Source organism: Thiocapsa sp. C2-2m (assembly GCF_041903745.1).
Lineage (GTDB): Bacteria > Pseudomonadota > Gammaproteobacteria > Chromatiales > Chromatiaceae > Thiocapsa > Thiocapsa roseilacustris.
Window position 1 is genome coordinate 1 of sequence record NZ_JBBWVD010000024.1, and the last position, 25,496, is coordinate 25,496.

General features: G+C 64.7%; 26 protein-coding genes. 4 read left to right on the forward strand and 22 right to left on the reverse strand.

Going from position 1 to position 25,496, the window contains the following annotated elements:
• Window positions 1–189: 189 nt before the first annotated feature.
• Together AADX97_RS18115 and AADX97_RS18120 are read right to left on the reverse strand one after the other, a co-directional pair.
• Window positions 190–1,023 carry an alpha/beta fold hydrolase gene (locus AADX97_RS18115; RefSeq protein WP_374235146.1) on the reverse strand — a complete coding sequence of 278 codons (834 nt, stop codon included), beginning with the start codon at window positions 1,021–1,023 and terminating at the stop codon, window positions 190–192.
• A 197-nt stretch (window positions 1,024–1,220) separates the two neighbouring features.
• Window positions 1,221–1,352 carry a hypothetical protein gene (locus tag AADX97_RS18120; protein WP_374235158.1) on the reverse strand — a complete coding sequence of 44 codons (132 nt, stop codon included), beginning with the start codon at window positions 1,350–1,352 and terminating at the stop codon, window positions 1,221–1,223.
• Between the two features lie 764 nt (window positions 1,353–2,116).
• Here AADX97_RS18120 and AADX97_RS18125 point away from each other — a divergent pair.
• Entirely contained in the window at window positions 2,117–3,820 is a 1,704-nt protein-coding gene (locus AADX97_RS18125; RefSeq protein WP_374235145.1) for an FAD-dependent oxidoreductase, read from the forward strand.
• A 21-nt stretch (window positions 3,821–3,841) separates the two neighbouring features.
• Here AADX97_RS18125 and AADX97_RS18130 read toward each other — a convergent pair whose 3' ends face one another.
• From AADX97_RS18130 to AADX97_RS18145, 4 genes are read right to left on the reverse strand one after another with little or no spacing between them, the layout of a single operon-like run.
• The gene (locus tag AADX97_RS18130; protein ID WP_374235143.1) at window positions 3,842–4,273 is read right to left on the reverse strand and encodes a hypothetical protein; all 432 of its coding nucleotides are present in this window, start codon (window positions 4,271–4,273) and stop codon (window positions 3,842–3,844) included.
• Window positions 4,274–4,296: 23 nt separating this feature from the next.
• Entirely contained in the window at window positions 4,297–4,491 is a 195-nt protein-coding gene (locus AADX97_RS18135; RefSeq protein WP_374239311.1) for a hypothetical protein, read from the reverse strand.
• Complete coding sequence (locus AADX97_RS18140) at window positions 4,484–5,179, reverse strand: hypothetical protein (protein ID WP_374235139.1); 696 nt, start codon at window positions 5,177–5,179, stop codon at window positions 4,484–4,486. The genes AADX97_RS18135 and AADX97_RS18140 overlap by 8 nt, the downstream gene beginning before the upstream one ends.
• Entirely contained in the window at window positions 5,077–5,523 is a 447-nt protein-coding gene (locus tag AADX97_RS18145) for a DNA methyltransferase (protein ID WP_374238930.1), read from the reverse strand. Before AADX97_RS18145 ends, AADX97_RS18140 begins: the two co-directional genes overlap by 103 nt.
• 146 nt (window positions 5,524–5,669) lie before the next feature.
• On the opposite strand from AADX97_RS18145, the gene AADX97_RS18150 reads away from it, so the two are divergent.
• Entirely contained in the window at window positions 5,670–6,341 is a 672-nt protein-coding gene (locus AADX97_RS18150; protein WP_374235137.1) for a hypothetical protein, read from the forward strand.
• 347 nt (window positions 6,342–6,688) lie between these two features.
• Complete coding sequence (locus tag AADX97_RS18155) at window positions 6,689–9,070, forward strand: DUF1631 domain-containing protein (RefSeq protein WP_374235135.1); 2,382 nt, start codon at window positions 6,689–6,691, stop codon at window positions 9,068–9,070.
• Window positions 9,071–9,226: 156 nt separating this feature from the next.
• Here AADX97_RS18155 and AADX97_RS18160 read toward each other — a convergent pair whose 3' ends face one another.
• From AADX97_RS18160 to speA, 8 genes are all read right to left on the reverse strand, one after another.
• Window positions 9,227–10,276, reverse strand: coding sequence for an NAD-dependent epimerase/dehydratase family protein (locus AADX97_RS18160; protein ID WP_374235134.1), 1,050 nt, complete (start codon window positions 10,274–10,276; stop codon window positions 9,227–9,229).
• A gap of 2 nt (window positions 10,277–10,278) precedes the next feature.
• The gene (locus tag AADX97_RS18165) at window positions 10,279–11,196 is read right to left on the reverse strand and encodes a glycosyltransferase family 2 protein (protein ID WP_374235133.1); all 918 of its coding nucleotides are present in this window, start codon (window positions 11,194–11,196) and stop codon (window positions 10,279–10,281) included.
• The gene (locus AADX97_RS18170; RefSeq protein WP_374235131.1) at window positions 11,193–13,310 is read right to left on the reverse strand and encodes a glycosyltransferase; all 2,118 of its coding nucleotides are present in this window, start codon (window positions 13,308–13,310) and stop codon (window positions 11,193–11,195) included. Before AADX97_RS18170 ends, AADX97_RS18165 begins: the two co-directional genes overlap by 4 nt.
• Window positions 13,311–13,320: 10 nt before the next feature.
• Window positions 13,321–13,794, reverse strand: coding sequence for a DUF302 domain-containing protein (locus tag AADX97_RS18175; RefSeq protein WP_374235130.1), 474 nt, complete (start codon window positions 13,792–13,794; stop codon window positions 13,321–13,323).
• 129 nt (window positions 13,795–13,923) lie between these two features.
• Window positions 13,924–14,397 carry a hypothetical protein gene (locus tag AADX97_RS18180; RefSeq protein WP_374235128.1) on the reverse strand — a complete coding sequence of 158 codons (474 nt, stop codon included), beginning with the start codon at window positions 14,395–14,397 and terminating at the stop codon, window positions 13,924–13,926.
• Window positions 14,398–14,554: 157 nt separating this feature from the next.
• Window positions 14,555–15,478 (reverse strand): hydrogenase nickel incorporation protein HypB, encoded by a 924-nt coding sequence (hypB, locus tag AADX97_RS18185; protein ID WP_374235156.1) that lies wholly within the window; start codon window positions 15,476–15,478, stop codon window positions 14,555–14,557.
• A 333-nt stretch (window positions 15,479–15,811) separates the two neighbouring features.
• Complete coding sequence (locus tag AADX97_RS18190) at window positions 15,812–16,162, reverse strand: hydrogenase maturation nickel metallochaperone HypA (RefSeq protein ID WP_374235127.1); 351 nt, start codon at window positions 16,160–16,162, stop codon at window positions 15,812–15,814.
• 3 nt (window positions 16,163–16,165) lie between these two features.
• Window positions 16,166–18,046 carry a biosynthetic arginine decarboxylase gene (speA, locus tag AADX97_RS18195; RefSeq protein ID WP_374235125.1) on the reverse strand — a complete coding sequence of 627 codons (1,881 nt, stop codon included), beginning with the start codon at window positions 18,044–18,046 and terminating at the stop codon, window positions 16,166–16,168.
• A gap of 45 nt (window positions 18,047–18,091) precedes the next feature.
• Between speA and AADX97_RS18200 the strand changes: the two genes are divergently transcribed.
• Window positions 18,092–19,147: an esterase/lipase family protein gene (locus tag AADX97_RS18200; protein ID WP_374235123.1), complete on the forward strand. Its 1,056-nt coding sequence runs from the start codon at window positions 18,092–18,094 to the stop codon at window positions 19,145–19,147.
• A 498-nt stretch (window positions 19,148–19,645) separates the two neighbouring features.
• Here AADX97_RS18200 and AADX97_RS18205 read toward each other — a convergent pair whose 3' ends face one another.
• From AADX97_RS18205 to thiS, 8 genes are all read right to left on the reverse strand, one after another.
• The gene (locus AADX97_RS18205) at window positions 19,646–20,293 is read right to left on the reverse strand and encodes an EF-hand domain-containing protein (protein ID WP_374235122.1); all 648 of its coding nucleotides are present in this window, start codon (window positions 20,291–20,293) and stop codon (window positions 19,646–19,648) included.
• 81 nt (window positions 20,294–20,374) lie between these two features.
• On the reverse strand, window positions 20,375–20,515 hold the full coding sequence (locus AADX97_RS18210; RefSeq protein WP_374235121.1) for a hypothetical protein: 141 nt from the start codon (window positions 20,513–20,515) through the stop codon (window positions 20,375–20,377).
• A gap of 558 nt (window positions 20,516–21,073) precedes the next feature.
• Window positions 21,074–21,688 (reverse strand): fasciclin domain-containing protein, encoded by a 615-nt coding sequence (locus tag AADX97_RS18215; RefSeq protein WP_374235119.1) that lies wholly within the window; start codon window positions 21,686–21,688, stop codon window positions 21,074–21,076.
• A 220-nt stretch (window positions 21,689–21,908) separates the two neighbouring features.
• A complete protein-coding gene (fetB, locus tag AADX97_RS18220; RefSeq protein ID WP_374235118.1) occupies window positions 21,909–22,718 on the reverse strand; it encodes an ABC transporter permease in 810 nt (269 codons plus the stop codon).
• Complete coding sequence (locus AADX97_RS18225) at window positions 22,715–23,434, reverse strand: ATP-binding cassette domain-containing protein (protein WP_374235117.1); 720 nt, start codon at window positions 23,432–23,434, stop codon at window positions 22,715–22,717. Before AADX97_RS18225 ends, fetB begins: the two co-directional genes overlap by 4 nt.
• A 13-nt stretch (window positions 23,435–23,447) precedes the next feature.
• The gene (gene trmB, locus AADX97_RS18230; RefSeq protein WP_374235116.1) at window positions 23,448–24,149 is read right to left on the reverse strand and encodes a tRNA (guanosine(46)-N7)-methyltransferase TrmB; all 702 of its coding nucleotides are present in this window, start codon (window positions 24,147–24,149) and stop codon (window positions 23,448–23,450) included.
• 261 nt (window positions 24,150–24,410) lie between these two features.
• Complete coding sequence (locus AADX97_RS18235; RefSeq protein ID WP_374235115.1) at window positions 24,411–25,214, reverse strand: thiazole synthase; 804 nt, start codon at window positions 25,212–25,214, stop codon at window positions 24,411–24,413.
• A 75-nt stretch (window positions 25,215–25,289) separates the two neighbouring features.
• A complete protein-coding gene (gene thiS, locus AADX97_RS18240; RefSeq protein WP_374235114.1) occupies window positions 25,290–25,490 on the reverse strand; it encodes a sulfur carrier protein ThiS in 201 nt (66 codons plus the stop codon).
• Window positions 25,491–25,496: the final 6 nt, after the last annotated feature.

A 25,496-nucleotide genomic window follows, 5' to 3' on the forward strand; every position in this document is an offset into this window, starting at 1 on the left:
GGTTGTGGTTTGGGGTTGGGGGGGGGGGGGTGCGGGGTGCGGGGTTCGGGTGATTATCGGAAAGAGAACGGCCGTGTCGAAGCTGCGGATGCCTGGAAGACCTGCAGGGGCGTAGCAGTGTAGGGGCGAATTTATTCGCCCCTACACTGCAGCCATGCGTGGTCGTGGTACGTATGCGCGGAAATCGCCTCAAAATCCGCCGGGGTGCGGGCTTACCCGTTCCTTGTCGAGGAAGGCGGCAAGATAGCGGGCTGTCAGCTCGGGCGACTGATAGAAAAACCCGTGTCCGCCGCCCTTGATCTGAATCACGGAGGCGCCGGCGATGCGCTCGGCGATGATCCAGGCATTGCGCGGCGGGATGACGACATCCTCGGTACCGGTCATCAGCAGGGTCGGGGCAGCGATCTCGGACAGTCTTGGGCAGACGCCGGGCCAGGCCCGGAGTGTGTCGGCCTGGCGCAGCAGATTCGCATCGTCGATCGGTGCCGTGATCGGCGGAAAGACCTGCATCGGGTCCGGGGTCTCCCGCAACCAGTCGGCCGGGAAGAGGTTCTCGAACATCCGCCGGATGCGCTCCTCGAGCGTCCCGGACAGGTCCACCAGCCTCCGCCAGACCGCCTCGTCGGGCCAGATCGCGTCCGTGCCGCCGCAGGATGCGGACAAGAGGACGAGCTGCTCGACACTCTCCGGATGCGTCAGCGCGAGCTCCTGCGCGATATAGGATCCCATGGACCAGCCCAGGACGTGGGCGCGGTCGATATCCAGCGCCTGCAGCAGGGCATGGGAATCGGCCGCAAAACGCGTGATCGAATAGTCCTGTTCCGAGGAGGTGCTGTAACCCATGCCGCGATTGTCGAAGACGATTACAGGGCGCTTCCGGGCCAGCGTCTCGACGATCATCGGAGGCCACATCTCCATCAGCCCACCGTAACCCATGATCATGAGCACGGGGACGCCATCTCGGGACGGCCCGAAGATACGGTAGGCGATTTCGATATCGTCGATGGACGCGCGCTCGATCATGCTGTCGACTCCGTTGGGGTCTGCCGATCCCGTTGCGGGGCTCGGGCGCTCGAATCCAGGTTGATCAACTCTGGGGTGATCAACTCTGGGGTGATCAACTGTGGGCTGGTCGTCTCCGGGCCGGCCAACTCCGGACTGGACAGCCGCAGCGGCGCAGAGCACGCCGACTAAGGCAAGTAAGCGCAAGCCCCCCGAGCTCAAGCCGACGCCCCGCCGAGCGCGCCCGAGGGCCGGCGCACGATCAGCTCCTGGGTCGGATAGGCGAAACGGATGCCTTCCTCCTGGAACTTGCGATAGATCGCAAGGTTGATGGCCTGTTGGATGTCCATCTAGAGCGTGAGATCGGCACCGATGCCATAGTAAACCACCTCGAAGTCCAGCGAAAAATCACCGTAGGCGGCGAAGTGGGCACGATCGAGAAGTCACCCACCTTGAAAGGTTTGGCCAGGATGATGACCATGGAATGGAAGACGTCGGAGAGGATGTTCTGCACCGCGAAGGCCACGGCGATCCCGCCGACACCCAGCGCACCGATGAGACCGGCGATCGGATACTCGAAGTGAGCCATGATCGAGACCACCACGACGATCCACACGCCGACCCGCAGAAAGAACTACAGAAGGCCGTAACCCGTAACGGCCGAGGGGTCTAGCTGCTCTTTTTTTGCTGCGCTGGCGCTGGACGAAATCGACCAGGCCTGCGGTTGCCCAGATCCCGACCTGCACCTAGACGGCGACCACCAAGAGCGTCCACAGCCAGACCTTGAGGTGACCTTGGGCCAGGCCGGAGACGGTCATGGCCGCGTAAAGAGATGCCAAGTCCACTCCGTCGCGCAATCGAAAGGGCCGGTTGGGATGCGGGATCGACCGACTGATTCTCGCAAGCCTTCATCTTGCCGGGGCTTGACCCGGATCAGTCTTACCTCGCCGTTTGTTGCGGATCCGCAATTCCGACGGCAGACGAATGGATCACACTTCCCGTGTTGAACCGCTCGGCCGAAACCGTTCGACCAAACCACTCCGAGACCTCACGCGATCGTGCATCCGGCCGGCAGCGCATCCTTACTCGTTCGCTCAACCGAGAGACCTGATTTATGTCGTCGCAACCCCTGCGTATCGTCGTCATCGGCGGCTCAGCCGCCGGTCCCAAGGCCGCCGCCAAGGCCCGCCGGATGGACGAGCATGCCGAGATCACCCTGATTCAGCGCGAGCCGGATCTGTCTATGGCGTCCTGCGGCTTCCCCTACTATGTCGGCGGAACCTTCGACGACCGCAACATGCTCGTCTGCACACCGGCGGGCATCGTCCGGGATCCGGCTTTTTACGGCAAGGCCAAACGCATCCAAGCCCTGGTGCGGACCGAGGCGACCGAAATCGACCGGGTCGCCAAAACCGTCACCTATCGGGATCTACCGACCGGCGAGGTGCACACCATCCCTTACGATCGACTGGTCATCGCAACGGGCGCAACGCCGCTGCGCCCCTCCGTGCCGGGCATCGAGCTCAAGGGTGTTACGACCCTGCATTCGATGGCCGATGCCGACGCCCTGCGGGCGGTACGCGACGATAAGAAGACGACCAAGGCCGTGGTCGTCGGCGGCGGTCTGATCGGTTTCGAGGTCTGCGAGGCCCTGCGGCTCGCCGGCATTCACACGACCGTGATCGAAAAGACCCGGCAGATTCTGCCCTTTCTTGATCCCGACCTGTCGAAGCTGGTCGAGAACCACGTCCGCGCGCACGGCCCGGACATCATCGTCGGCAACGGCGTTGCCGAGCTTCTCGGCGACAACGGCAAGCTCATCGGCGTCAAGCTCGACAACGGCACCGAGCTGCCCTGCGAGGTCGCAGTCATCGCCGTCGGGGTCAGACCCAATGTCACGCTCGCGCAAGCCGCCGGGATCGAGATCGGCTCGGTCGGGGGCATCCGGGTCAACGAATACATGCAGACATCCGACCCGGATGTTTACGCCGTCGGCGACTGCGTGGAGTGCACCTCGCTGGTCAGCGGCAAAGCGGTGCGCGCGCCCTATGGCGACCTCGCCAATCTACAGGGACGCGTCGCCGGTCAGAATCTGGTAAAGGAAGGCAGCGCCCGCTTCCCCGGCATCATCCAGACCGGCATCTGCAAGATCTTCGACTACACGGTCGGCTTTACCGGACTCTCGGCCAAGAATGCGCGCGAGGCGGGTTTCGACGATATCGAGACGGCGATCATCTCCGGGCTCGACATCCCCGGCTACATGAGCGGCAAGCTACTGATCAGCAAGCTGGTCGCGGATCGCAAGACCGGCCGTATCCTCGGCTTTCAATGCATCGGTCCCGGCGATGTCAGCAAGCGTGTGGCGGTCGTCGCCATGGCGATCCGCGGCACGCTGACCGTCGACGACATGGTCAACGCGGACCTGCCCTATGCCCCTCCCTACTCGCTCGCCATCGATCATGTCATCAGCTCGGCCCAGGTCATGGACAACAAGCTCCAGGGTCGGATGCAGGGGCTCACGGCGAGCGAGGTCAAACAGCGCGTCGACACCGGCGCCGACTGCTATATCCTGGATACCCGTAGCCCTCTGGAGTTCGAGGAGACGCGCCTGGGCATCGGCGAGACCCTGATCCCGCTCGGTGCACTGCGCGATCGATTGGGCGAGCTGCCGCAAGACAAATCCAGGGAGATCATCCTCTACTGCAAAATCTCGCTCCGCGGCTACGAAGGCGCAGCCATCCTTAACGCCTACGGCTGGCACAACGTGAAGGTCATGGAAGGCGGCGTTGTCGCCTGGCCGTACGCGAAGGAGAAGTAGCGCGCCCTGGACTGCTACTGGCTACCCGCCACTCGAGCCGACGCTGATCGCTTCCGCAGCAAACAAGGCGTCGAGCTGCGGATTGGTCGTCACCAACAGCAGCTTTTTCTGCATCGCTGTCCGGTTGATCTCAAGACGGAAGAATGCGTCCCCGCCCGCCGGCGCATGCCGGCGGCGGATCAATTGGATCCGCCCGAACAGATGCCCATGGCGTTCGACGAAACGCGCCAGCCCGACGGCCCCCTCGAACTGGCGGTCGATGTCGACTGCCGATGCCTCGATCTCGTACTCACCGCCCGGCGCCGACAAACCTGTTCCGTGCTCGACCTCCATGGTTGCGATCCTCACCCCCGTGATCGACACCTCGGCCAAGGCGAAGGCACCGGACGCCTTCAGGCCAGCCAGCTCGGTGCCCATCCAATCGAGGATCTCGGACTTGGCGACATTCCACACCTCCGCGTCAATGCGGTCGAGGGTCAGCCCCGAGCCAGCGCGTGGTAACGACGCAGGTGACTCTGGGCACGGGCCGCGTTGACCCGAGAGGTCACCAGCGCGCCAATGGCCTCGAAGACCGCATCCAGTCCCGGCCGTCGGGTCAGGATGACCAGCTCGCGGGCCGAGCCGGTCTCGGACGGCGGCACGTCCTCGACGTTGCGCAGGTCATCAACCACGACCTTGACCGCAGCCTCGTCGAAATAGGGAACGAAGAGATGCACGTCGTTGAGCAACGCATCCGGCACGATCGAGAGGGTCGCCCAGATCGGCCAGGTACGCCCGTCGCCCTGCCGGGTCAGGAGCTGGAAGTCGAAGAGCTTGACCTTCATGGCTGGCCCCCTCCACGAACAGCGGCGGCTCCGGGGCCTCTCTCGGCAATTCCGGACGTGGGCCGATCACGCCGGACTTGAGCCAGAGGACCGGCAGGATCTCCCGGAAGGCCCGCCTCAGGGCGACCCGGTCCCTATCGAGAAAATCCAAGCGGAAATAGGCCAGGTTGACTGGAAAGCCGTCCGCAAGCGGCCGCTTCTCGTCCTCCATGACCAGGAGTGGACCCGGTACCTCGGCTGCGTCCGCCTTCAAGGTATCGAACCGCTTCTTGATGGGTGTCAGGATGTAGAACTCGCGGATCTGGTCCTGGCCTTCGAGCGCAGCGAGCCAATCCTCGGCCGCAGCCTCGTCGAAGAGTAGGGTCGCAGAATGGTTCTCGGAGACGATGAAGGGACAGGGGTCCGTGACCAGGGTCTGGGGCAGACCCTCGATCAGAGCGACCAGTTGCTTCTTCTTGGCCGGTGTATCCATGGCGCTCGGGTCGATGAAGCCGATCTGGACGAATCGCCGCTGGCGCTCTCGCTCCACCCGCATGCCGGTGAGATAGTCGCCCTGCAGCGCCGTGCCGTCGTCGCGTACTCCTCGGAACGGGACAGCCGACCCTGCCCCCCCTTTTGGTTGATCACGATAGTGACCAGCTGACGTGATGCCTCCGGATAGGTTTGCTCCAAGAGCATCCCCAGATGGTGGACCTCAGGCTCGTCGATGGTGACGATCAAGACACCCGTATCCGGCTTCAACAACCACTTCGCCAGACGAAGTCGCCGCTCCATGAAGGCGCGCCACTTGGAGTGCCGCCAGGCGTCATTGCCATCCACGTAGTTGTTGTTGTATTTCCAGTCGCGGGCACCGGTGTTGTACGGTGGGTCGATGTAGATTCAATCCACCTGACCGGCGTAGAGAGAATGCAGGGCCTGCATGGCATGGAAATTGTTCGCCTCGATCAGGACATGCCAGGGCGCATTCGCCGGGCCATTCTCGACACTCGCCAAGGGGATCAGGGCGGGCCAAGCAGGAATGTCACTTGGTCCGGATACGAGTCGGTTTAAAAGAACGCGAGCTCCTGCGGTCCGAAGTCACGACACTCGAAGGACTCCTCGGCAATCTGTCGGAAGACCGAATCATCGAGCGCATCGGATTCGAGGAGCGCCCGAGGCAAGCCCAAGCGCGGCTTGCCGTGCTCGAGGCCAGCGCCTTGGCCAAGGCGCTGCCCATAACCCTCCGCGGTGCGCCGGTCGAGGGTACAGGTTCGATCGCTGCCGGCTTTGCCGCCGCGGCACTCAAGGCATTCATCGAGGCAACCAATACGATGGCGGCCAGCCTAACATCGGAAGGGCTCAAGGGCCGCGGTCGACTCCCGGGTGCAAGTCGCTCTTTGCTGATCCTCGACACTGCCCAAGGCTCGTTCGGTTTCGAGCTTGAGCTACCTCCGCCGGTCGCTGAGCCGGCACAAATCCCGCTGCCGATCCCCGGCGAGGCGCAAGACCCCTATGCCTGGGCCATCGAAAGAACCTTTGACCTGATCAAGGACGCCGCCTCATCGGATGACGAGGGGATGTCGGACCTGATTGCGGAGATCCAGCCGCGTGCAGCGGCCAAGGTGCTGTCCGATCACGGTGCCGGATTCGCCGCCGAGTTCGAGGGTAAGAACATTAGCTACTCCGCCTTGCGAGCCCCCATGGGAGGACAATCTTGATTGTCCAGTGTCGATACCATTAATGATCGCCTCGCATGCAGTCCTACTTCTTGTCACAAGAGGCAAAGGCCTGTTTTCAGGTCGACCATGACGTGGTCGCAACCGTCCTTCAGCTCTCTGGTGAACGACACGGGCAAAGAGAGATTCGTCGGTGGCCGGAAGCATCCGCCTCGACCCGCGGCACCGGTTTCGGACCTGCCCTATACTTGACATCAGGTCGACCCCGCACAGCGCTTGAGGCTTGGCTGCCGTGATCGTGCCGAGTCCACGGCATCTCGGGGGTTGATGGCGGCAAAGGATGCCTCAGACGCCGCGACGGTGCGGCTGAACATTCGAGCACTGTATCCATGGCCGACACCTCCACCACCGCATCCCCTCCGCCCGAGACGCCGGACGTCGTCGGCGGGCTGGCGCCGACGGATGCGGCCGCTCTGTTGACCGGCTGTCGCGATCGGCTTGCGCACGGTTTGGCGACCGTTTTCGCTCAGCATCTCGGCGGCGCGAGCGAGGATTTTCTCGGCATGGCCGACCGCGCCACCAGCATGGAGCAACAGCAGCTCTACTTCTCGGCGATGGGTTTCCTCGACAACCGCGGGCAGCAGCTCCTGCAGCAGTTCCGCAGTGCCTACATCGCCTGTTTCGATGCAAGCGTCGCGGCCTTGCGGTCCAAGGAGACCGCGACGGTGTCGCACGAGACCGACGAGCTGCGTCTCGTGGATACCGACGACTTCGAGCGTGATCTGGCCATCGGCAAACTCTCTGCCCGTGCGGCATGCAACTGCTCGCAGCAGCTCACGGCGCTCGACCGCCGTCTCGCGGTGCTGCTGCGCGTGCCGCGGATCAGTCAGGACGACAATCCGCTGTATCCGCGCACCCTCTTCAGCGCCATGCTCCAAGCCCTGAACGACATGGATGTGCGCGAGCAGCTCGCCCTGATCCTCCTGCACGAGTTCGAGCGTCAGACCTCGGTCGAGCTTCCCGGCGTCTACGCGGATCTGAATCGTTTTCTTGTCCAATCCGGCGTGCTCCCGACCATCCCGCTTGCTGGACCACTATCGGCTCCCCGCAGCGAGACGCTCGATCACGGCGAGGGTCTGGTCAGCGGGATATCGGGATGGGCCGGATTCGAGCCGTCCGAAGACCTTGTCTTGTCCGGTCAGTCGGAGGGCTGCCACGACGGGCAGCAGACTCAAGCGGCGCCTCAGGTCGGCTTCGAGCGTCCGCAGCGCCTGCTGAGCGACGACGTGTTCGGACAGTTGGCGCGGGCGATTCAGACCGCGAGTCGCGGACGTGTCGTGCGCGGACCGGTTTCGGCAAGTGCCCCCCCGAAGGGCGGTAATGCGGCCTCGACCGACGGACCCGTGATCGGTCTTGCCCAGCTCATCGATGCCTTGAACGGGCTCCAACGCGGGTATACCGACTTCCGCCAGATCCCGGCACTGCGGTCCACCGAAATCGATCCGCGGCGCGGCAACGTCCTCCAGCAGATTCGCGCGACGCCAATGATGATGTGGTCCCGACCGCTCGATGCCATGACCATCGACATCGTTGCGCGGCTGTTCGATGCCATCTTCAACGACCCCGAGCTCTCGGCAACCGTCCGTGCGGAGCTCGCAAAGCTCCAGATTCCGGTGCTTAAGGTCGCGCTTGTCGACAAGTCGTTTTTCTCCGACCGCCGGCATCCCGCGCGGCGGTTGCTCGACGTGGTCGCCAGCTCCGGGATCGGGCGCAACGAGAAGGACGAGCCGCGAATGGTCGATAAGATCCGCGACATCGTCGACGCGGTCGTCGATGGATTCGATTCGGACCTCAACGTCTTCGCAGTGCAGACCCACAAGCTGGAAGAGTTTCTACGCGAGGAGGAGGAGCACGCACACAGCAAGTCGCAGCGGGTCTTCGATCAGCTCGAGCAGCGCGATCGCCAAGAAATCGTCACCTCGCGTGTCGATCGGGAGCTGGCTGCTCGAATCGGCGACGCAGGCACCTTACCCGTCCTGGTCTCGGCGTTCTTCGATCGGTTCTGGCGTCGGGTGCTCAACGATGTCTTCATTCGCATCGGCGACGCCGGAGTGCAGTGGCAGGAAGCGCTCGCCACCATGGACGACCTCATCTGGAGCGTGCAGCCGAAAGACACGGCCGAGGAGCGCAACCGGCTTCTGACGGCGCTGCCCGACCTGCTCAAGCGGTTACGTCGCGGCCTCGAGACGGTCCATCTCGAAGAGGCCTGGGATCCCTTCTTCGATCGCCTCATCCGCCTCCACATGGGTGCACTGCATAAGGAGCCCCCTCCCGACCAGGCATCGGACCAGGATGCCCTCGCGACCTCTTCCACGGAGGTTGCGCCGGAGGCGTCGGTGGCGACGTCCGACCTTGCCTTCGACGATGAGCCCGGAGGGGGCGAATACGCAAAGGCTGCAAGCGACGGAGCAGCGCACGAGGATGAGTACTCGGCGCTCGCCAGATCACTCGAGGTCGGCGATTGGGTGGAGTTTCAGAGCTTCCGAGGCACCCGCAAGACTCTGCGTCTCGGGTGGGTCAGCAAATACCGAGGCGTTTATCTCTTTACCAACCGGCAGGGCGACAACGCCCTGACCTTGGCGACCACCAGCCTTGCCGGACATCTGCGCAAGGGAACGGCGCGGGTGCTTAGCTCCGATCCGCTCACCGATCGTGCGGTGGCCCAGGTCTTCGAACAGGTGATGCCCGAAACGGCGGCCGATCCCGCCTGAAACCGCGGTCTTCCTTGCGGGCCGGACGGCCGCCTGGGATAGACGACTTGCAGTCGTCCTCTTCAGCCGACCCGACGGCCGGCTTTTGCTAGGGTTGTCGTTGTTGTAATCGTAATCGTAATCGAGAACGACAACGACAATGATTAGATTCGGCGATCAACTGATTTCTGACACGTTACGATGGCGCAGAGTCTCGACCAAGCGAGGGATCTCGGTCTCCAGCGTCAGTCGAGGTCGAAAGCCCAGAACGCGCTCCAGCTTGGCCGAGGAGAACCAAGCATCACCCATGAGCTTGCCGAGCCCGTCCAAGGTCAGCGGCATGCGTCGCCCGGTCAGGCGTTCGCCCACCGTGCCGATGCCGGCTGCGAGGCGTAGGACCGGCACCGGGATGGTCCAGCGCGGCACGGGCCGGCCGAGTGCGATGAGGCTCTGCTCGTAGAGCCAGCGGGTGGAATAGTCCCGGCCGTCGGTGACCAGGTAGACCTCGCCGGCCGTCTCGGGATGGCCGGCCACCAGGATCGCGGCGGCGACGGCGTCCTCAACATGGATCGCGGCACGGTGATTCTCGATCCGAGGCCAAGGCGGGAAGCGCCCCGCGGCGACCGCCTTGACCATGCGGGCGATGTTGCCGCTGTCCCCGAGCCCGTAGACCATGGGAAGGCGCAGAACCGCGGTATGTCGACCGGTCGCCCTTCCAAGCTCCAGGACGCTGCGCTCGGCGGCCAGTTTGGCGCGACCGTAGAGGCTGTCCGGCGCCGGGACAACCGATTCGTCGGCAGGTCGCCCGAGCGCGCCGGCTCGATCGCCCATTGCCTTGATGCTGCTGAGATAGATGACGCGTTGAATCCCCGACTGCTCGACGCAGGCCATCAGATTGGCGGTGCCCTCGGCGGTCACCGGCCAGTGGGAGGGCGCCTCGTAGATGTCCGGCTCGTCCGGACGCGGCGAATAGCTCGCGAGGTGCAACAGGGTGTCGATGCCGTCGCAGACCGATCCGAGGCTTGACGGGTCGATCAGGTCCGCGGCGCGGATCTCCGGCCCCGGCCCCGGCCCCGGCCAGAGTGTTTGCGCCGCATCCGAGGATCGCGTGACGATCGCCACCCGCTGGCCGGTCCGCAGCAGCTCCGCGACCAGCCGTCGGCCCACCTTGCCGGTCGCCCCGGTCACCAGGATCGATCCGAGCGGGGGGTATGCGTCTCGATCCATGATCACTCCGCCTTCCCCGATCTGGACCGACCGAACATCCGGCTTAGGGTGTCGACGAGGACCCGGCTCCAAAAATGGGCCCGGATGCCGAAGATGACCAACCCATTGAAGAGCATGGGATACTCCCGAGCTTGGAACTTGCGATAAAAGCGCTCCATCCCGCGATGTTTGTGGCGTTCGACCAGCAGGGGGCTGCGTCGGCTGCAGGCGCCCTTATGATGGATGACGCTGACATCCGGGACGAGCGCGATCGTCCAACCGGCCTGTCGAAACCGCACGAACCAGTCGAGATCCTCGCAGTGCAGGAAATAGCCCTCATCGAGCGGCCCGACCGCATCGAGCGCGGGTCGGCTCACCAGCATGAAGGATCCCGAGATCGCCTCGACCTCGATCGGCTCGGCGGGCAGCGGCTCGTGATGAAGGTTCAGACGGCGTCCGCCCCGATTGGGCAGGAGCCGATCGAGCCGCAGGATGCGTTTGAGCGCGATCCAGGGGTCCGGAATCGCGCGGCGGCTGGCGACCTGCTCGCTCCCGTCCGGGTTGCGCACGATGCAGCCGGCCATGCCGACATCCGGGCGGCTGTCCATGACGGCGAGCATCCGCCCCAGGGTGTCGGGGCCGACCAGACAGTCTGGATTCAGGAACAGCAGGCGAGCGGCCCGGGCGAGCGGCAAGGCGCGATTGTTGGCCGCGGCGAAGCCCAGATTGGCCTGGTTCTCGAGGATGCGTAGGCGCGGATCCGTGCCGAACAGCGCGCGCAGTTGCTCGAGACTCCCGTCGTCCGACCCGTTGTCGCTCACGACGACCTCGACCGGCATCTCCGATCCGAGCACCGCGCCGACACACTCGGTCAGCAGATCGCCGGCGTTGTAGTTGACCACGATCACGCCGACGACAGGGACTGATGCGTCCGTGCTCACGCGTCGAGCTCCAGATCGAGCGCCTCGCGCAGCGCCTGCTCGGCGGCGGCGAAGCCGAAATGGGTCTCCATCACCCGGATGCCTCCGTCGGAGAGACGCTGCCAGAGCACCGGATCCCGGTCGAGCCGCGCAACCGCCTCGGCGAAGGCCGGCGCATCGTCCGCGATCAGGACCGATTCGCCGTCGACTAGGTGCATGCCCTCCGCGGCGACGCGGGTCGCAACGACCGGAAGCCCGTGGGCGAGGCTCTGGTTGATCTTGCCCTTCACACCCGCGCCGTAGCGCAGGGGCGCGACCGAGACTCGGCACCCGGCGAAGAGGGGCTCGACATCCGGGACATGCCCGGCGATCTCGATGTCCGGCCCGGAGCAGGCGAGGACCTCGCGCGGCGGATCCGCCCCGATGACGCTGAGCCGGATGTCCGGAATTCGCTGGCGCAGCAAGGGCATGATCTCGCGACAGAGAAAGATGACGGCGTCGGTGTTCGGCGGGTGTGCGAAGGAACCGATGAAGAAGATGCCGCGCCGCGCCTCGAAGGGCGTGGCCGAGCCGAAGACGCGGTGGATGTTCGAAACGACATGGACCCGGACATCCGGCGCCTCCACAGCCAGGATGTTGCGCTCGGCCTCGCTCACCACGAAGGTCAGATCGGCGCGGCGCATGAGGTCCAGCTCCTGCGCCTTGCGCCGCTCGGCGACGCGAAGGGTCGCGCGATTACCTTGGAGCTGCGCGAGTCGCCGCTCGCGCAGGAAGTGCAGATCGACCGTATCGAAGACGATGCGTGCCTTGGTGCAATGGGTCCGGGCGGCGTCGAGTGTGGCCGCCGCCGCATCGGCACGGCTGAGAATCACCAGGTCGTAATCGGTGCCGTGACTGGCTAGATGATCGCGGATGCGGCGCACGTAGGGCCGGTAGAGCACCTCGACACCGATACGTTGCAGGTCGGCGACATAGGGCTGGGGTGCCTCCAGATTTGCAGCGGCAAAGGTCACCTTGAAGCCGAGCCCTTGCAGGATACGGAACAGGTTGATCATCCGCACCGAGCCAGACTCGCGATCCGGGGTGACCATGTAGTTGTCGACCACCAGGACGCGGCGTCGCACACCACGCTCCTTCGCCCGCTCCAAATCCTCGCCGCGCTGGCCGAAGCCGGCCAAGACCTCGGCCCAACGCTTCCGGAAGGTCTCGGCATTGATCCGCTGATAGCGCTTCAAACCCGTCTGGGTCTGCTCGTCGCGCCCGGCGCTGATCCCCTCGAAGTGCAGGACACGGGACAGCGGCTGGTAGTAGACCGCGCGCCAGGCCGCACGCACGCGAAAGGCCAGATCGGCATCCTCGTAATAGGCGGGTGCGAATGCGCTGTCGAAGCCGCCGAGACGCCTGAATAGCGCGGTCTCGATGGCGAGAGCTGCGCCCGAGCAATAGTCGACGGCGCGTCGATAGCTGTATTGGGGCTTGCCCGGGGCGTCGAGATGGCCGTAGTTCCAGGCCGTGCCGTCGGCAAAGAGGATGGCGCCGGCCTCCTGCTGCCGACCGTCCGGATAGAGAAGGCGGCTGCCGACGATCCCGGCGTCGGGCGCGTCCTCGAAGGTGTCAATGAGCGCGTCCAGCCAGCCGGGTTGGACCTGGGTGTCGTTGTTCAGAAAGACCAGATAGGCACCCTGCCCTGCCTCGGCCCCGCGATTGCAGGATCCGACGAAGCCCAGATTCTCTGGGTTTCGGATCAGGCGCAGACCGGGGTAACGCGCGAGACGCTCGGCAGTCCCGTCGCTCGAGCAATCGTCCACGACGATCGCCTCGAAGGGCCGTTCGGCGCCGACGCGAGCCAGCGCGGCGAGACAGTGATGGGTATAGCTGAACTGGTTGTGGACCGGGATCACCACCGAGACCAGCGGCGCACCGCGCGGCGTCAGGTCGACCGGCTCGAAGGGCTCGGCGAGCGCGAGCAGACGCGGCGGGTCGGCGACACGCAGCGGCGTGGTGCCGAGGCGACGCTTGAGCTTGCGCAGCAGGACGGCGACGCCCTCCGTGCGCAGGACATGGAGAGCGCGCGGGAAGTAGCGGAGGAGGATGTCCAGGGCGTGCGTTCCGGCAGACGATCCGACGGCCGTCATCCTACACCATCTACCAGGAGACGGCGGCCTCCGAGATCGCCTTGAGCATGTCCGCGACCTTGGCCATCGCCGGGCTGGATTCGACCTGATCGGCCGGGATCTCACGGTGGGCGACATAGGTCGTCCCGGTCTCCTCGGGCAAGGTGTAGACGGCAATGATGAAGGGGCAATTCACCACATGGGCCGGATTCTCGGTGCTCATCTCGCGCGACAGCACGGCACTGCAGAACTCGATGGACTCCGCCGCGCCGTAAAGCGGCGTATCCGTGCCGAGATCCTTGCCGGTGCGTTCGAGCATCTCGCCCATGTTCATCACGTTGTTGATGTACATGCCGCGTTCTTGGATCGCCATCTTGAGCCCTTCGAGCACATCTGCGAACTCGGAGTCACTGGTGTAGACGGCATAGCCGCCACCGAAGGCGGCTTGGGACAGGAGCCCGCCGGCCAACAGCAGTCCGGCGAGGCTGCGCTTGAGTTTGAACATGCGTCTGAATCCCCTCTTGATGTGCCGTCTCGCAACGCCGATCGCGGACCGAAACCGCGTCCTGCGCGAGCGGCAAAACCCCGCCGGACGGCGGGGTGATGACCGACAAGGCGTCGAATCGCCGGTGCGTCAGTATTGGTTCATCGGGCGGAAGGCCGGTGCGGACGGCCAATCACCTGCAGGCGGTGCCGGCGGTGGAGCGGACCGCTGCTGCTGTGCCGCCTCGAGCTCCTCGACGCGCCGCTTGAGGGCCTTGACCTCGGCGCTGTCGACCGGTGCCGCACCCGCGGCAGGCGCCTGGACCGGAGCAGGCGCGAATCCGGGGGCTGCGGCGGGAGCGACCGGGTAGCCGGGTGCGGCATAGCCCGGGGCAGGCGCCCCGTAACCGGGGGCCGCATATCCGGGCGCGCCGTATCCCGGTGCGTAACCGCCATAGGGGTATCCAAAACCTGGGGCGCCGTAGGGGCCGCCGTAATAGCCTTCGTCGTAGTCGTCGTAACGATCGCCGCCCATCCAGCGGCCTGGATTCATCATATTCCCGAAGTTGAAGGCTTGGCTGACGGGGGCGTAGACGGTCAGCGCAGCCAGGGCGGCGAGTGACACGGCAGACAGGGTCCTAATCGGTTTGATCGGCATCGGGGTTCCTCCGGGGTTGGTGTGATTTCTCTCGTGTCGCGCATTCGGAAATCTTCGCGAGTCGCGGTCTTTCGACGGCGACCCGGCCACTAATTACACCCAACGGCAAGGCGTCGCAATAGGCTCAGTCCTGCTCATGGGCGTGCGTGTGGTGATGATGAGCGTGGTCGTGCTCATGGTCGTGCTGATGCGCGTGGCCATGGCTATGGTGATCATGAGTGTGCCCGTCTGCCGCATGACCATGCAGCCGAGCCCCGTCGGGCTGGACCGAGGGGCGAATGGTACGCCCGAGCTCAAGCCGCGCGCGTTGGGCCGCGAGCTCGTCGGTCAGCCAGTGGAGCCAAGGCTCGATGTCCCCCTCGCCGCGCGTGGAGACCGACTCGAACGGCACCACGCTGGCAAGCTGGCGCAGATGGTGCTCGGCACGCTCGACCGAGAATTCGGGCAGGACGGTGAGCAGATCCGACTTGGTGCAAAGCACCAGGTCGGCAGCCCGGAACATGACCGGGTATTTCGCGGGTTTGTCGTCGCCTTCCGGGACCGACAGCAGCGTGACGTTGCGGTGCTGCCCGAGATCGAAGCTGGCCGGGCAGACCAGGTTGCCGACGTTCTCGATGAAGAGGATGTCGACCTCGTTGAGATCAAGGCGATGCAGGGCGTCGTGCACCATGTGGGCATCCAGATGGCAGGCGCTGCCGGTGGAGATCTGCACAGCCGGGACGCCCTTGGCGCGAATGCGCTCGGCGTCGTTCTCGGTCTCGAGATCGCCCTCGATGACGGCGATGCGCACCTGACCCGCTAGGGCGTCGATGGTCCGTTCCAGTAGGCTGGTCTTCCCGGCACCGGGCGAGGACATGAGATTCAACGCCAGCACCTGATGACGATCGAAATGCTCCCGATTGTGGGCCGCCTCGTGATCGTTCTCCGAGAGTAGGGCTTGGAGAACGGTAACCGCCGCACGGCCGTCGGCGGTCTTGGCGTGTTTGCCGTCTGCCCGGACCAGATGCTCGTTGCCGGGGGTGATATTGCAGCCGCAGGTATCGCACATGAGTGATGGCTCCATAGACACCGCCCTCCCTGGCCTCTAGGGGACCAGGTGGGGCCGGGGCATTCGGATCTCGACATCGCGAGGTCGACTCCGGATTCGTCGCGCATCGCCGCTCCGGGCGAGCGCATCATTCCGAGTGTACGCTTCTAAAACGCGTCAGGCATGTTATGCACGCTTATCGGTCGGGGCTTGCCTCGGTACCCATCCAAGACCTCAGTGGTGACGCATTTTAGAAAATTCTCCTTTTTTCCTAAACCGCGTCGCGCCGGCATTTTGGATTCATGCGAGGCCAAATTCCGCGCCAAAGGCTCCGGGTGAACGCAAAAACGCGGTTTAGTCCGGGATGGTCAGCTCCAGGTTTGCCAACAACAGCTCGTCCCCGCTCACCAAGCGCGTCTTGTAGCTGCCGCAGTCCCCGCACAATAGCCGGTTCGGGGTGGCGTCGGTCTCCGCGCCGCAGTCGTTGCAGGCCACGCGCACGGGGGCGGTCTCGATCACTAGCTCGGCCTTCTCCGCGATGGTTCCCGCCGCGGCCAGCGGATAGGCGTGCTGTAGCAAAGGCCCCTCGACACCCGAGAGCGGGCCGACCCGCAGCAGGATGCGCTCCACGGCGCTGGCCCCGTGCTCGACGGCGATGCGCTCGACCTGATCAAGCAGGGCCTGACAGATGGAAAGCTCATGCATGGTTCAGCTGCCCAGATAGGTGTAACCGTAGAGCCCGGCCTTGAGCTCGACGAAGAAGTGCTCGCGGGTCGCCCGGTCCAGACCTGCGGCATCGAGCTTGCGTCGATAGTGCGCGAGCAGGGTGCGCGGCTCGAAATGGACATAGCTCAACAGCTCGTCGGTGGAGTCGCCGCGCTCGGCATCGCGCAAACGATAGCCGCCCGGCGCGCTTGCATCCAGCTCGACGTTGACGGCATCCGTGTCGCCGAAGAGGTTGTGGATGTCGCCGAGGATCTCCTGATAGGCACCGACCATGAAGAAGCCGATCAGATAGGGTGCCCCCGAGCCGGCACCGGCATGCACCGGCAGGCTCGCCTCCACGCCCCCCTCGTCGACATAGTGGTCGATACAGCCGTCCGAGTCGCAGGTCAGATCATGCACCATCGCCCGTGCGTCCGGCAGCTCGTCGAGACGCTGGATGGGCACGATGGGAAAGATCTGATCGAGCGCCCAGACGTCCGGCATCGACTGGAACAGGGAGAAGTTGCAGAAGAGCTTGTCGGCCAGTAGGGCGTTGACCTCGTCCGCCAACTCGCGGTGGCGGCGGATCGCCGGGTCCAGCCGCCCGGCCAGTCGCCGGCAGATGGCAAAGAAGAGCTCCTCCGCGCGGGCCCGTCCGGTCAGGTCGAGGCGATCCGCCGCAAAGCGCTCGCGTGCGGCCGCCATCAGCTCGCGTGACTCCGAATAGACCTCTTGGGGCGGCGCCTCGTCCGCGGCGCAAAGCTGTCCGGCCAGCGCATCGAGCAGCGAATCCCCCTCGTCGGACTTGGGCAGGACCCCTTGGCCGCCGGCCTCTTCCCGATCGATCACGTTGGTGATCAGGACGGCATGATGCGCGGTAAGCGCGCGACCCGATTCGCTCAGCAGATCCGGCTCGGGCAGGCCCCGTTGCCGACACTCGGCCGCGACACTCTCGACGATGGCGCTCGCATAACCCGCGAAGCTGTAGTTGACCGAGCAGTAGTTGCGGGTGCGGGTCCCCTCGTAGTCGACACCCAGCCCGCCGCCGACATCCAGAATGGCGATCGGCGCACCCAGGCGGCGCAGCTCGGCATAGAAACGCACCAGCTCGGAGACACCGGAGCGGATGTCCTGAAGATTCGGGATCTGCGAGCCCAGGTGGGCATGCAGCAGATTGAGCCAGTGCAGCCGCCCGGCGGACTCGAGCGTGCGGACCAGGTCCAGGATCTGATTGGCCGAGAGCCCGAACTTGGCCTTCTCCCCGCCGCTGCTCTGCCAGTTCCCCGCCGCCGCGGCGGCGAGCCGTGCCCGCACGCCGAGCAGGGGTGCCACCCCGAGCCGCTCGGCCTCCTCCAGGATGAGCCCCACCTCGGACGGTTTCTCGATCACAATCTGCACGCGCAACCCGAGTCGTCGGCCGATCAGGGCGAGCCGGATATACTCGCGGTCCTTGTAGCCGTTGCAGACCACCAGCCCGTCGGGCGGCGAGAGTGCCAGCACCGCCATCAGCTCCGGCTTGCTGCCGGCCTCCAGGCCCGCGTGACCGGAGCGCAGGATCTCGCGCACCACGCCGGCCTGCTGGTTGACCTTGATCGGATAGACGGGTTGGTAGCGACCGCTGTAACCGCTCGCCGCGCTCGCATCCACGAAGGCTTGGTGAAGCGACTCGACGCGATGGCGCAGGATGTCGTTGAAGCGCACCAGCACCGGCAGCGACAGGCCCTCCGCGTCGAGCTGCTCGGCCAGCAGGGCAAAATCCACCTCGGTTGCGCCTTGCGGATCCGGTCGCGCGTAGAGATGCCCTGCAGGGTTGATCCCGAAATAGCCCTCGCCCCAACGGTCGATGGCATAGATCTGATTACAACGCTTCACACCTTGGTCCATTGCGACGGGTCTCGTTCGGTGATGTCGATAGGAGGATGGTAAGGCATGAACGTGAAATCCGTGCGGTTCCGCCGTCGTCTGATACTGCTCCTGATCCCGATCGGACTCCTGCTTGCGGTCGCGCTCTGGACCTGGTGGGCCGAGGGGCATCCGCGCGAGGAGCGGCGCCTGCGGGTGCTCGTCCATGACCGGCTCGACGCCTGGTTTCCGCAGGCGATGGCGCCGGTGGACGGCTGGCATGGACTCGTCCCGCGCATCCATGTCGTCCCGGACTGGGCGGATCCCGTCCTGCCGCGGGTCCTGCTCGTCCACGGGCTCGACGAGCCCGGCGACATCTGGGACGACCTTATTCCCGTGCTCGGTTCTGCCGGTTTCGAGGTCTGGGAGTTCCGTTACCCCAATGACCAGGGGGTCGACCGAAGCACCGATCTACTCGCCGCACATTGGCCCGAGCTTGCCCCCGACCGGCCGGTCGTCTTGATTGGGCACAGCATGGGCGGACTGATTATCCGCGATTTCGTCACCCGCTGGCGGAACCCGGCGGGCGCACCCGCGCGGGTCGAAGGTGCGGCGGTACGTGGCGTTATCCTGGTCGGCACACCCAATCAGGGCTCGGAATGGGCGCGTCTGCGCATCTGGCTCGAGCTGCGCGACCATTTGGCCGCGGGCCCGGAGCGGCGCTTCTCGCTCTTCGCCGGACTGCGCGACGGAACCGGCGAGGCCAAGATCGACCTACGTCCCGGCAGCGCCTTTCTGGAGGATCTGAACACACGGCCTTGGCCCGAATCCGTCCCCGTCCGGTTGATCGGCGGTCTGCTCACCGAGCCGCCCGAGTCGATGGCCGCGAGTCTCGAGGCCATCTCCGCCGAGCTCGGATCGACCGATCTCGCCGAGGTGCTCGAAGATTGGTGGTCGAGCCTCGGCGAGGGCCTGGGCGACGGCGTCGTCCCCCTCGCCTCGCTGCGGATCCACGGCGCTCCGCCGCCGGTTCTCGTAAAAGCATCGCATCGCGGGATGATCGCGCGCCTGTTCCCGAGCGACCGGGAGCCCGAGGCCATTCCGCACATCGTTGCCATCCTCGAGGAGTGGTCAGGTCGATGAGCCTCCGGGGTTGTACCGCCGCCAGCCCTCCGCGATGCGGCCTTCAAACCGGACACCCCCGAGGTCACGCGGCCGGTACGAGATGCCCCAACTCAATGATAGGATGAGGAAACAACGGCCAAACCACCGGAACGGAAAGCGGACATTCCAGCGGACATTAGGGCCGACGCGGAGCCAGCCGCAGATCGCGGGGAATCCGTCGCCCTGATGGAGCCCCTTCTCATCGGCGTCGGTGCGAGGCAACGTGCCGCTTTGACCGACCTAAACCCATTCCTTTACCCACATCTCAATAAGAGAATCTCGGAAATTTGGGTAACGGCATGACCTAAACCGCGTCCAGAGTGAAATGCGTCATTTTCATACTGTGTCGGGCTCAAGCCCGCGCCAAGGGCCTCGGACCGAAACCCGACAACGCGGCGGTTTGGAGGATAGGTTTCGCTGACGCGCTACCCATCCTACCCGTTCATCAAGGTGTTCCCCTTGTTTCTGAATCGTCACTCAGGGCGCCCGCATCGGCTGTTGGTGATGCTGCGCTTGAGCGGTTGTGAATTCGTCGGGTGTGATTCGCCCGTCGCCGTTCAGATCGACCGCCTCGAACGACGGCGCGGTCGCGAGGTTTCGCATCGGATAGCCTTGTTGCGAGCGCTCTTTGATGCGATTGGCCCGCGCCTCGTAGAATTCCTGCTCGGTCAAAGCGCCGTCGCCGTTCAAGTCGAATTCGGCGAAGGCGGGCATGTTTCGACCCATGCCTGCGCCGGGTCCCATGCCCATCCCTCCGCCTGGTCCCATACCGGCGCCGGGCCCCATGCCGCCGCCCGGTCCCATACCCCCGCCGGGCCGTCCCTGCATTCGGGATTGCTGAACCGTTGCGAACTCCTCCGGCGTCAGTCGCCCGTCGCCGTTCAGGTCGAAGTCCGAAAAGGCCGGGGCGTTGGCCGCCCCCCGCATCGACGCTCCCTGAGCGGCACGCTCGGCCATCCGTTGAGCCCGCGCCGTGTCGAGCTCCTGCTCGGTCACGATCCCGTCCCCGTCGAGATCGAACGCCGGGAAGGTCATGGGGCCGCGCGGCGGCGCGGGTTGCTGGGCGAGTGCCAAGGGTGCGGCGAAGGCTGCCGCGACCGTCGCCGCCATAATGGATCTACGCATCGTCGTCTTCATGGAAACCTCCGTGGGTCGATCGGGTGAAGGTCTGCGCCGGTATCGGCGTGACCCGCTCACCTCTATCCCCTATTGAAGCACCTGAAGATGCAGAGAGTGTGAATCGGCACCATGATAGTAGGCATTCATGTCCGGACCGACGACCGGGGCTTCGGCATTGGCCACCAGCGGGCTGGAGAGAAGAAGACACAGCAACAGGGATGCTCGCATTAGAGGAGGCTCTCGGGGCCATCGGCAGGGATCCAGACGATACCGGTTTGAGACGGCGTCCGCGAGAGGTTTCCGGCGGGGCAGCCCGGAACGCGGTATCTTTCCCCTAGGCAAGCATATGGTCTAGAGTTCGGGGGGCGGTCCCGAGAGCCGGATCAGTCCAACGAACATTTGGACGCCGTGCGCAACACGCTTACCCCTACAATTAGAATGCATCCGTGTTGATGACCAACCGCATCCGGCGGCTCGTCACGCCGCGAAGCTCGACGACCATACCTCGTCTCATCATGGCGGTCGATCGTAGCTACTGCAGCATACCAGCCAGTTCTACCGGACCGGACAACGTCGAGAGCAGCGATAGCGGGAGCATCCACGCAAAGCGAAAGTGACCGCCGCCGTGCGAGAATTTGCGCAACAAGCGCAATCGCTTCAGATCAAATTAAACCCAGTTCTGATTTGCTCTGATCACCCTCTTTGTTCGGCACTCATCGCTTCCGTGAAGAAGATTACGACGAAGAGGGCGATCGTTCTATCCAGTCATAACACCTGTAGTGTTGATTAACGGGGTTGGATACTGAGGACCGGGATCAGGACTCCGTCGATTACGTGAATAACGCCGTTGTCGGCCTGGATATCGACAGCAGTCACATTGGCGCGATTAATCTTCACAGATCGAAAGTTCGTAACCAGAGCGTCACCGCTGTTTGCCATGGTCAATGGGGTGACACGCTTCGCGGTCAGGTCCTGCGCAAACAACGTCTCGGGCACGACGTGATAAAGAAGGATAGCGCTGAGCAATTGAGGAGGAAGAAGCTCGATGACGAAGGGTGTCAACCCCAGGGCCTCGAACGCTGCATCGTCTGGCGCGAACACCGTTGCGGAACCGATGGTCGCCAGCGTGTCAACGAGGTCGGCCTCGATGACGGCAGTAATCAAAGAGTCAAATTCCCCTTCGTAGGCTCCACCGACATCGTTGATGGCGATCAACTCATCGACAATCGAGCCGGCGAAAGTCACGGGGGTTAGACAGAGTAAGGCGGATGCGACGAGAGCCTTGAATCGTGTTTGCATAAAAAAATCCCCTTGATAGAGATTGGTGATAGGGTGCGCCGAAAGTAAGGATTCCTTCGGAAACCTCAGCGGAGCCGTCACAACCTCAGCTTCGCTTTGCATCAGGTAGGGCGCCGATAAAGCTTGTTCAATGGCTCGGTCTCATGTCGACGAAAAATCGACAACACCGGGCAGTTTTTCCAAGTGCCGGTTCGTTTGCGTTATCCGCGAGCGCATTAGGTATTACCCTGGACACGGTGGCGGCCTTTATCCTGCAAGTGAACCTGGATGATGACCGCAATGCGGCGGCGATCACTCCCTTGTATCCGATATGGTATTCTTTTCAACTCAAGCGGTTCGCCGCGGCGAGCCGGTCGAGGCGCAGTCGCTGGCGGTCGTCGAACAAGCGGCGCGAGCCGATCCAGACGGCGGCCATGGAGCCGAGGCCGGTGCCGGCAGCGATTAGGAACATGATGAGGAGCTGGTATTTGGCGGCTTCCATCGGCGGGCTGCCGGCGAGGATCTGGCCGGTCATCATGCCGGGGAGGCTGACTAGGCCGGCGGTGGCCATGGCGTTGATGATAGGGATGAGGCCGGAGCGCAGGGCATCGCGACGCACCTCCTCGATGGCGTCGTCCCAGGTGCCGCCGGCGAGCAGGCGTGCCTCGATGCGGCCGCGTGCATCCCAGGCTTGGCGGGTCAGGCTGTCGAGTGCGATGGCGATCCCGCTCATGGTGTTGCCGAGCAGCATACCGAGCAGGGGGATCAGGTACTGCGGCTGATACCAAGGTTCGACCCCGATGATGACCGTCAGGGCGAGCAGCGTCACGGTGAAGGCCGACAGGAACATCGAGAGTGCGCCGATCCCGTAACCCCACACGCCGCGGTACCGGCGCTTCTGGCGCTGCATCACCTCGTAACCGGCGACGGAGAGCATCACCAAGGCCATCAGACCGATCAGCGGAAGGCTGGTCTGGGCGAAGAGTACCTTCAGCACCAGTCCGACGAGCATAAGCTGGACCGTGCTGCGCGCGGCCGCGATTAGGACTCGGCGCTCGATCCCGAGGCGCAGCCGCCAGGACATGCCGGCGAGCAAGAGCACCAGGATGGATGCGAGGCCAAGATCAAAGGGGCTCAGATAGATGAGGGTCACGCTTCGGGCTCCAGACGCTCGTTGCGGATGACCAGCGAGCGCCCGCCGATCCGGCGGCGTTGCTCCGGGTCGTGACTGACCCAGAGCACGGCCGCGCCCTGCGTCTTGCGATAGGTCTCGACGACGGATTCCACGCGCACGGCGTTGCTCGGATCCAGGTTTGCGGTGGCCTCGTCGAGCAGCAGCGCCTCGGGCGTCTGTGCGAGCAGGCGCACCAGCGCCAGACGTTGACGCTCCCCGGTCGAGAGGCGAGTGACCGACCAGCCGAGGACGTCGGGTGCGAAGCCGAGATGGTCCAGCCAGTCCGTGATGGTCGATGGGTCTGGCAGGGCGGGGTGATTCGAGACGCGAACGGGTGCGCGTCGAAAGGGTTTGGTCAGACGCAGGAGCGCCGGAGGAAGCGGCGACGTGGGCTGATCTGCATGCGCGGTCCGGTTGCCCGGCAGATGCTCGCCGACGCTCTCCGCCCACCAGAAGGCCTCCGCAGGGAGAAGGCCAACCCGCCGACGCCAGGTCGAGGGGGCGATGCGCGAGCGCGGCTCCTCACTCAGCCAGACCTCGCCCTCATGCGGATCCAGGTCGGCGACGGCGCGCAGCAGGAGACTCTTGCCCGAGCCGGACGGGCCCGACACAAAGACCAGCTCCCCCGCCGCGACCGTGAGATCGAGCGGCCCGAGCGCCCGCGAGCGGATCCCGTCGAGTCTGAGTCCGGACATTGGCGCCCCCGGATCAGCGCCGGCGAAACATCAGGTCGCGGACCCGATGGCCGAGGCGTTCGCCGCGTTGCTCGAAACGGGTGAGCGGACGTGACGCCGGGCGGGGCGAGAAACCGCCGGGTCCGGCGAGATTCTCGAAGGTCTCCGAGGACGCTTCCAGGATCTCCAGCATCTGCTCGGCATAGGGCTCCCAATCGGTCGCTGCGTGAAAGACGCCGCCCAGGCGGAGCGCGTGCGCGAGCAGCCCGATCAGCTCGGGCGTCAAGATGCGACGCTTGTGATGGCGGCGTTTCGGCCAGGGATCGGGAAAGAAGAGCTGAACGCGCTCCAGGTTGCCGGGCGCAATGCCGCGGGCGAGCACCTCGACCGCGTCGTGCCGCATCAGCCTCAGATTGGTCAGCCCGCGTCGCTCGATCTCGAGCAGCAGATGCCCAACACCGGGGCGATGAACCTCGATGCCCAACCAATTGCTCTGCGGATCCTGCTCGGCCATCTCGGCAAGTGAATCGCCGTTGCCGAACCCGATCTCAAGGACGACGGGGTGGGCGTTGCCGAAGAGTCCCGCGAGATCGATCGGCGCGTCCGCCGTCCAATTCACCCCGTAGAGCGGCCAGAGGTCCCGAAAGGCGCGCTCCTGCGCGGAGGTCAAACGACCTTCGCGCAGGACGAAGCTCCGGATGGGGCGCAGGAATTTGGGCGTCGTCTCGGCCGTCATGAGGTCCCTACAACTGGCCTCTCGGCCACCGCTTTCGCAGTCAAAGCACCCTGAGGCGATTTCCGTGACTGGGCATCCCGATTGCGCATGTCCCGTAGACATGTAGGGCGAATAAATTCGCCCCTACAGGTCGGTCGATCTTCTCCCGGAAATGACCTAACCATTGGATTCAAAATTTCTGAACCGCGTCCGGCACGAACCCCGGTCGTAGCCGCGAACGCCCGTCCAACATCGACCATCGCGCTCCGCTCGAGACGCGGTTCAGTGCTGGAAGAACAGCCCTTCGATCGGCGACGACGCCGAGGCGAACCGCTTCGGCGCCATGCGACCGGCAAGGAACGCCTCGCGCCCGGCCTCGATCCCCTTACGCATGGCGCTGGCCATCAGGATAGGGTCGCGTGCCGCGGCGATCGCGGTGTTCATCAGCACGCCGTCGCAGCCGAGCTCCATCGCCACGGCGGCATCCGACGCCGTGCCGACACCCGCATCGACCAGGATCGGGACATGGGCGTTCTCGACGATGGTGCGGATGTTGAGCGGGTTGCGGATGCCGAGCCCCGAGCCGATCGGGGCGGCCAACGGCATGACGGCGATGCAGCCGATCTCTTCGAGCTGCCGGGCGACGATCGGGTCGTCGTTGGTATAGACCATGACCTGGAAGCCATCCTTGACCAGCTCCTCGGCGGCCTTGAGCGTGGCGATCACGTCCGGGAAGAGCGTCTTCTCGTCGCCCAGGACCTCGAGCTTGACCAGGGTGTGGCCGTCCAAAAGCTCGCGCGCGAGCCGGCAGGTGCGCACGGCGGTCTCCACATCGTAGCAGCCTGCGGTATTCGGCAGGATGGTGTAGCGATCGGGCGGCAGTATATCGAGGATGTTCGGCTCGCCCGGGGTTTGGCCGAGGTTGGTGCGCCTTACCGCGACCGTGACGATCTCGGCGCCACTCGCCTCGATAGCCCGCGCGGTCTCGGCCAAGTCTTTGTATTTCCCGGTGCCGACGAGGAGTCGGGAGCTGTACTCGCGTCCGGCGAGGGTGAAGCGATCGGTTGCGGCTGTCTCGGTGGGCATGGATGTCGTGGCCAAAAAAGAAAGATTCAGGATCGTTCCAGGATAAAGGATTCGATGCAGGAGCCCCAAGCCGGGTCATCCGCCGCCGACGGCGTGGATGATCTCGACCTGATCCTGCGGCGCAAGCCGATGCTCGGAGAAGCGGCTGCGCGGCACCAGCTCGGCGTTGACCTCGACGGCCAGTCGACGGGTGCCGAGCTCAAGCTGCTCGATCAGCTCGGCCATGGTGATTGCATCGGTCACCTCGGTGGCCGCACCGTTCAGTATGATCTGCATTCGGAC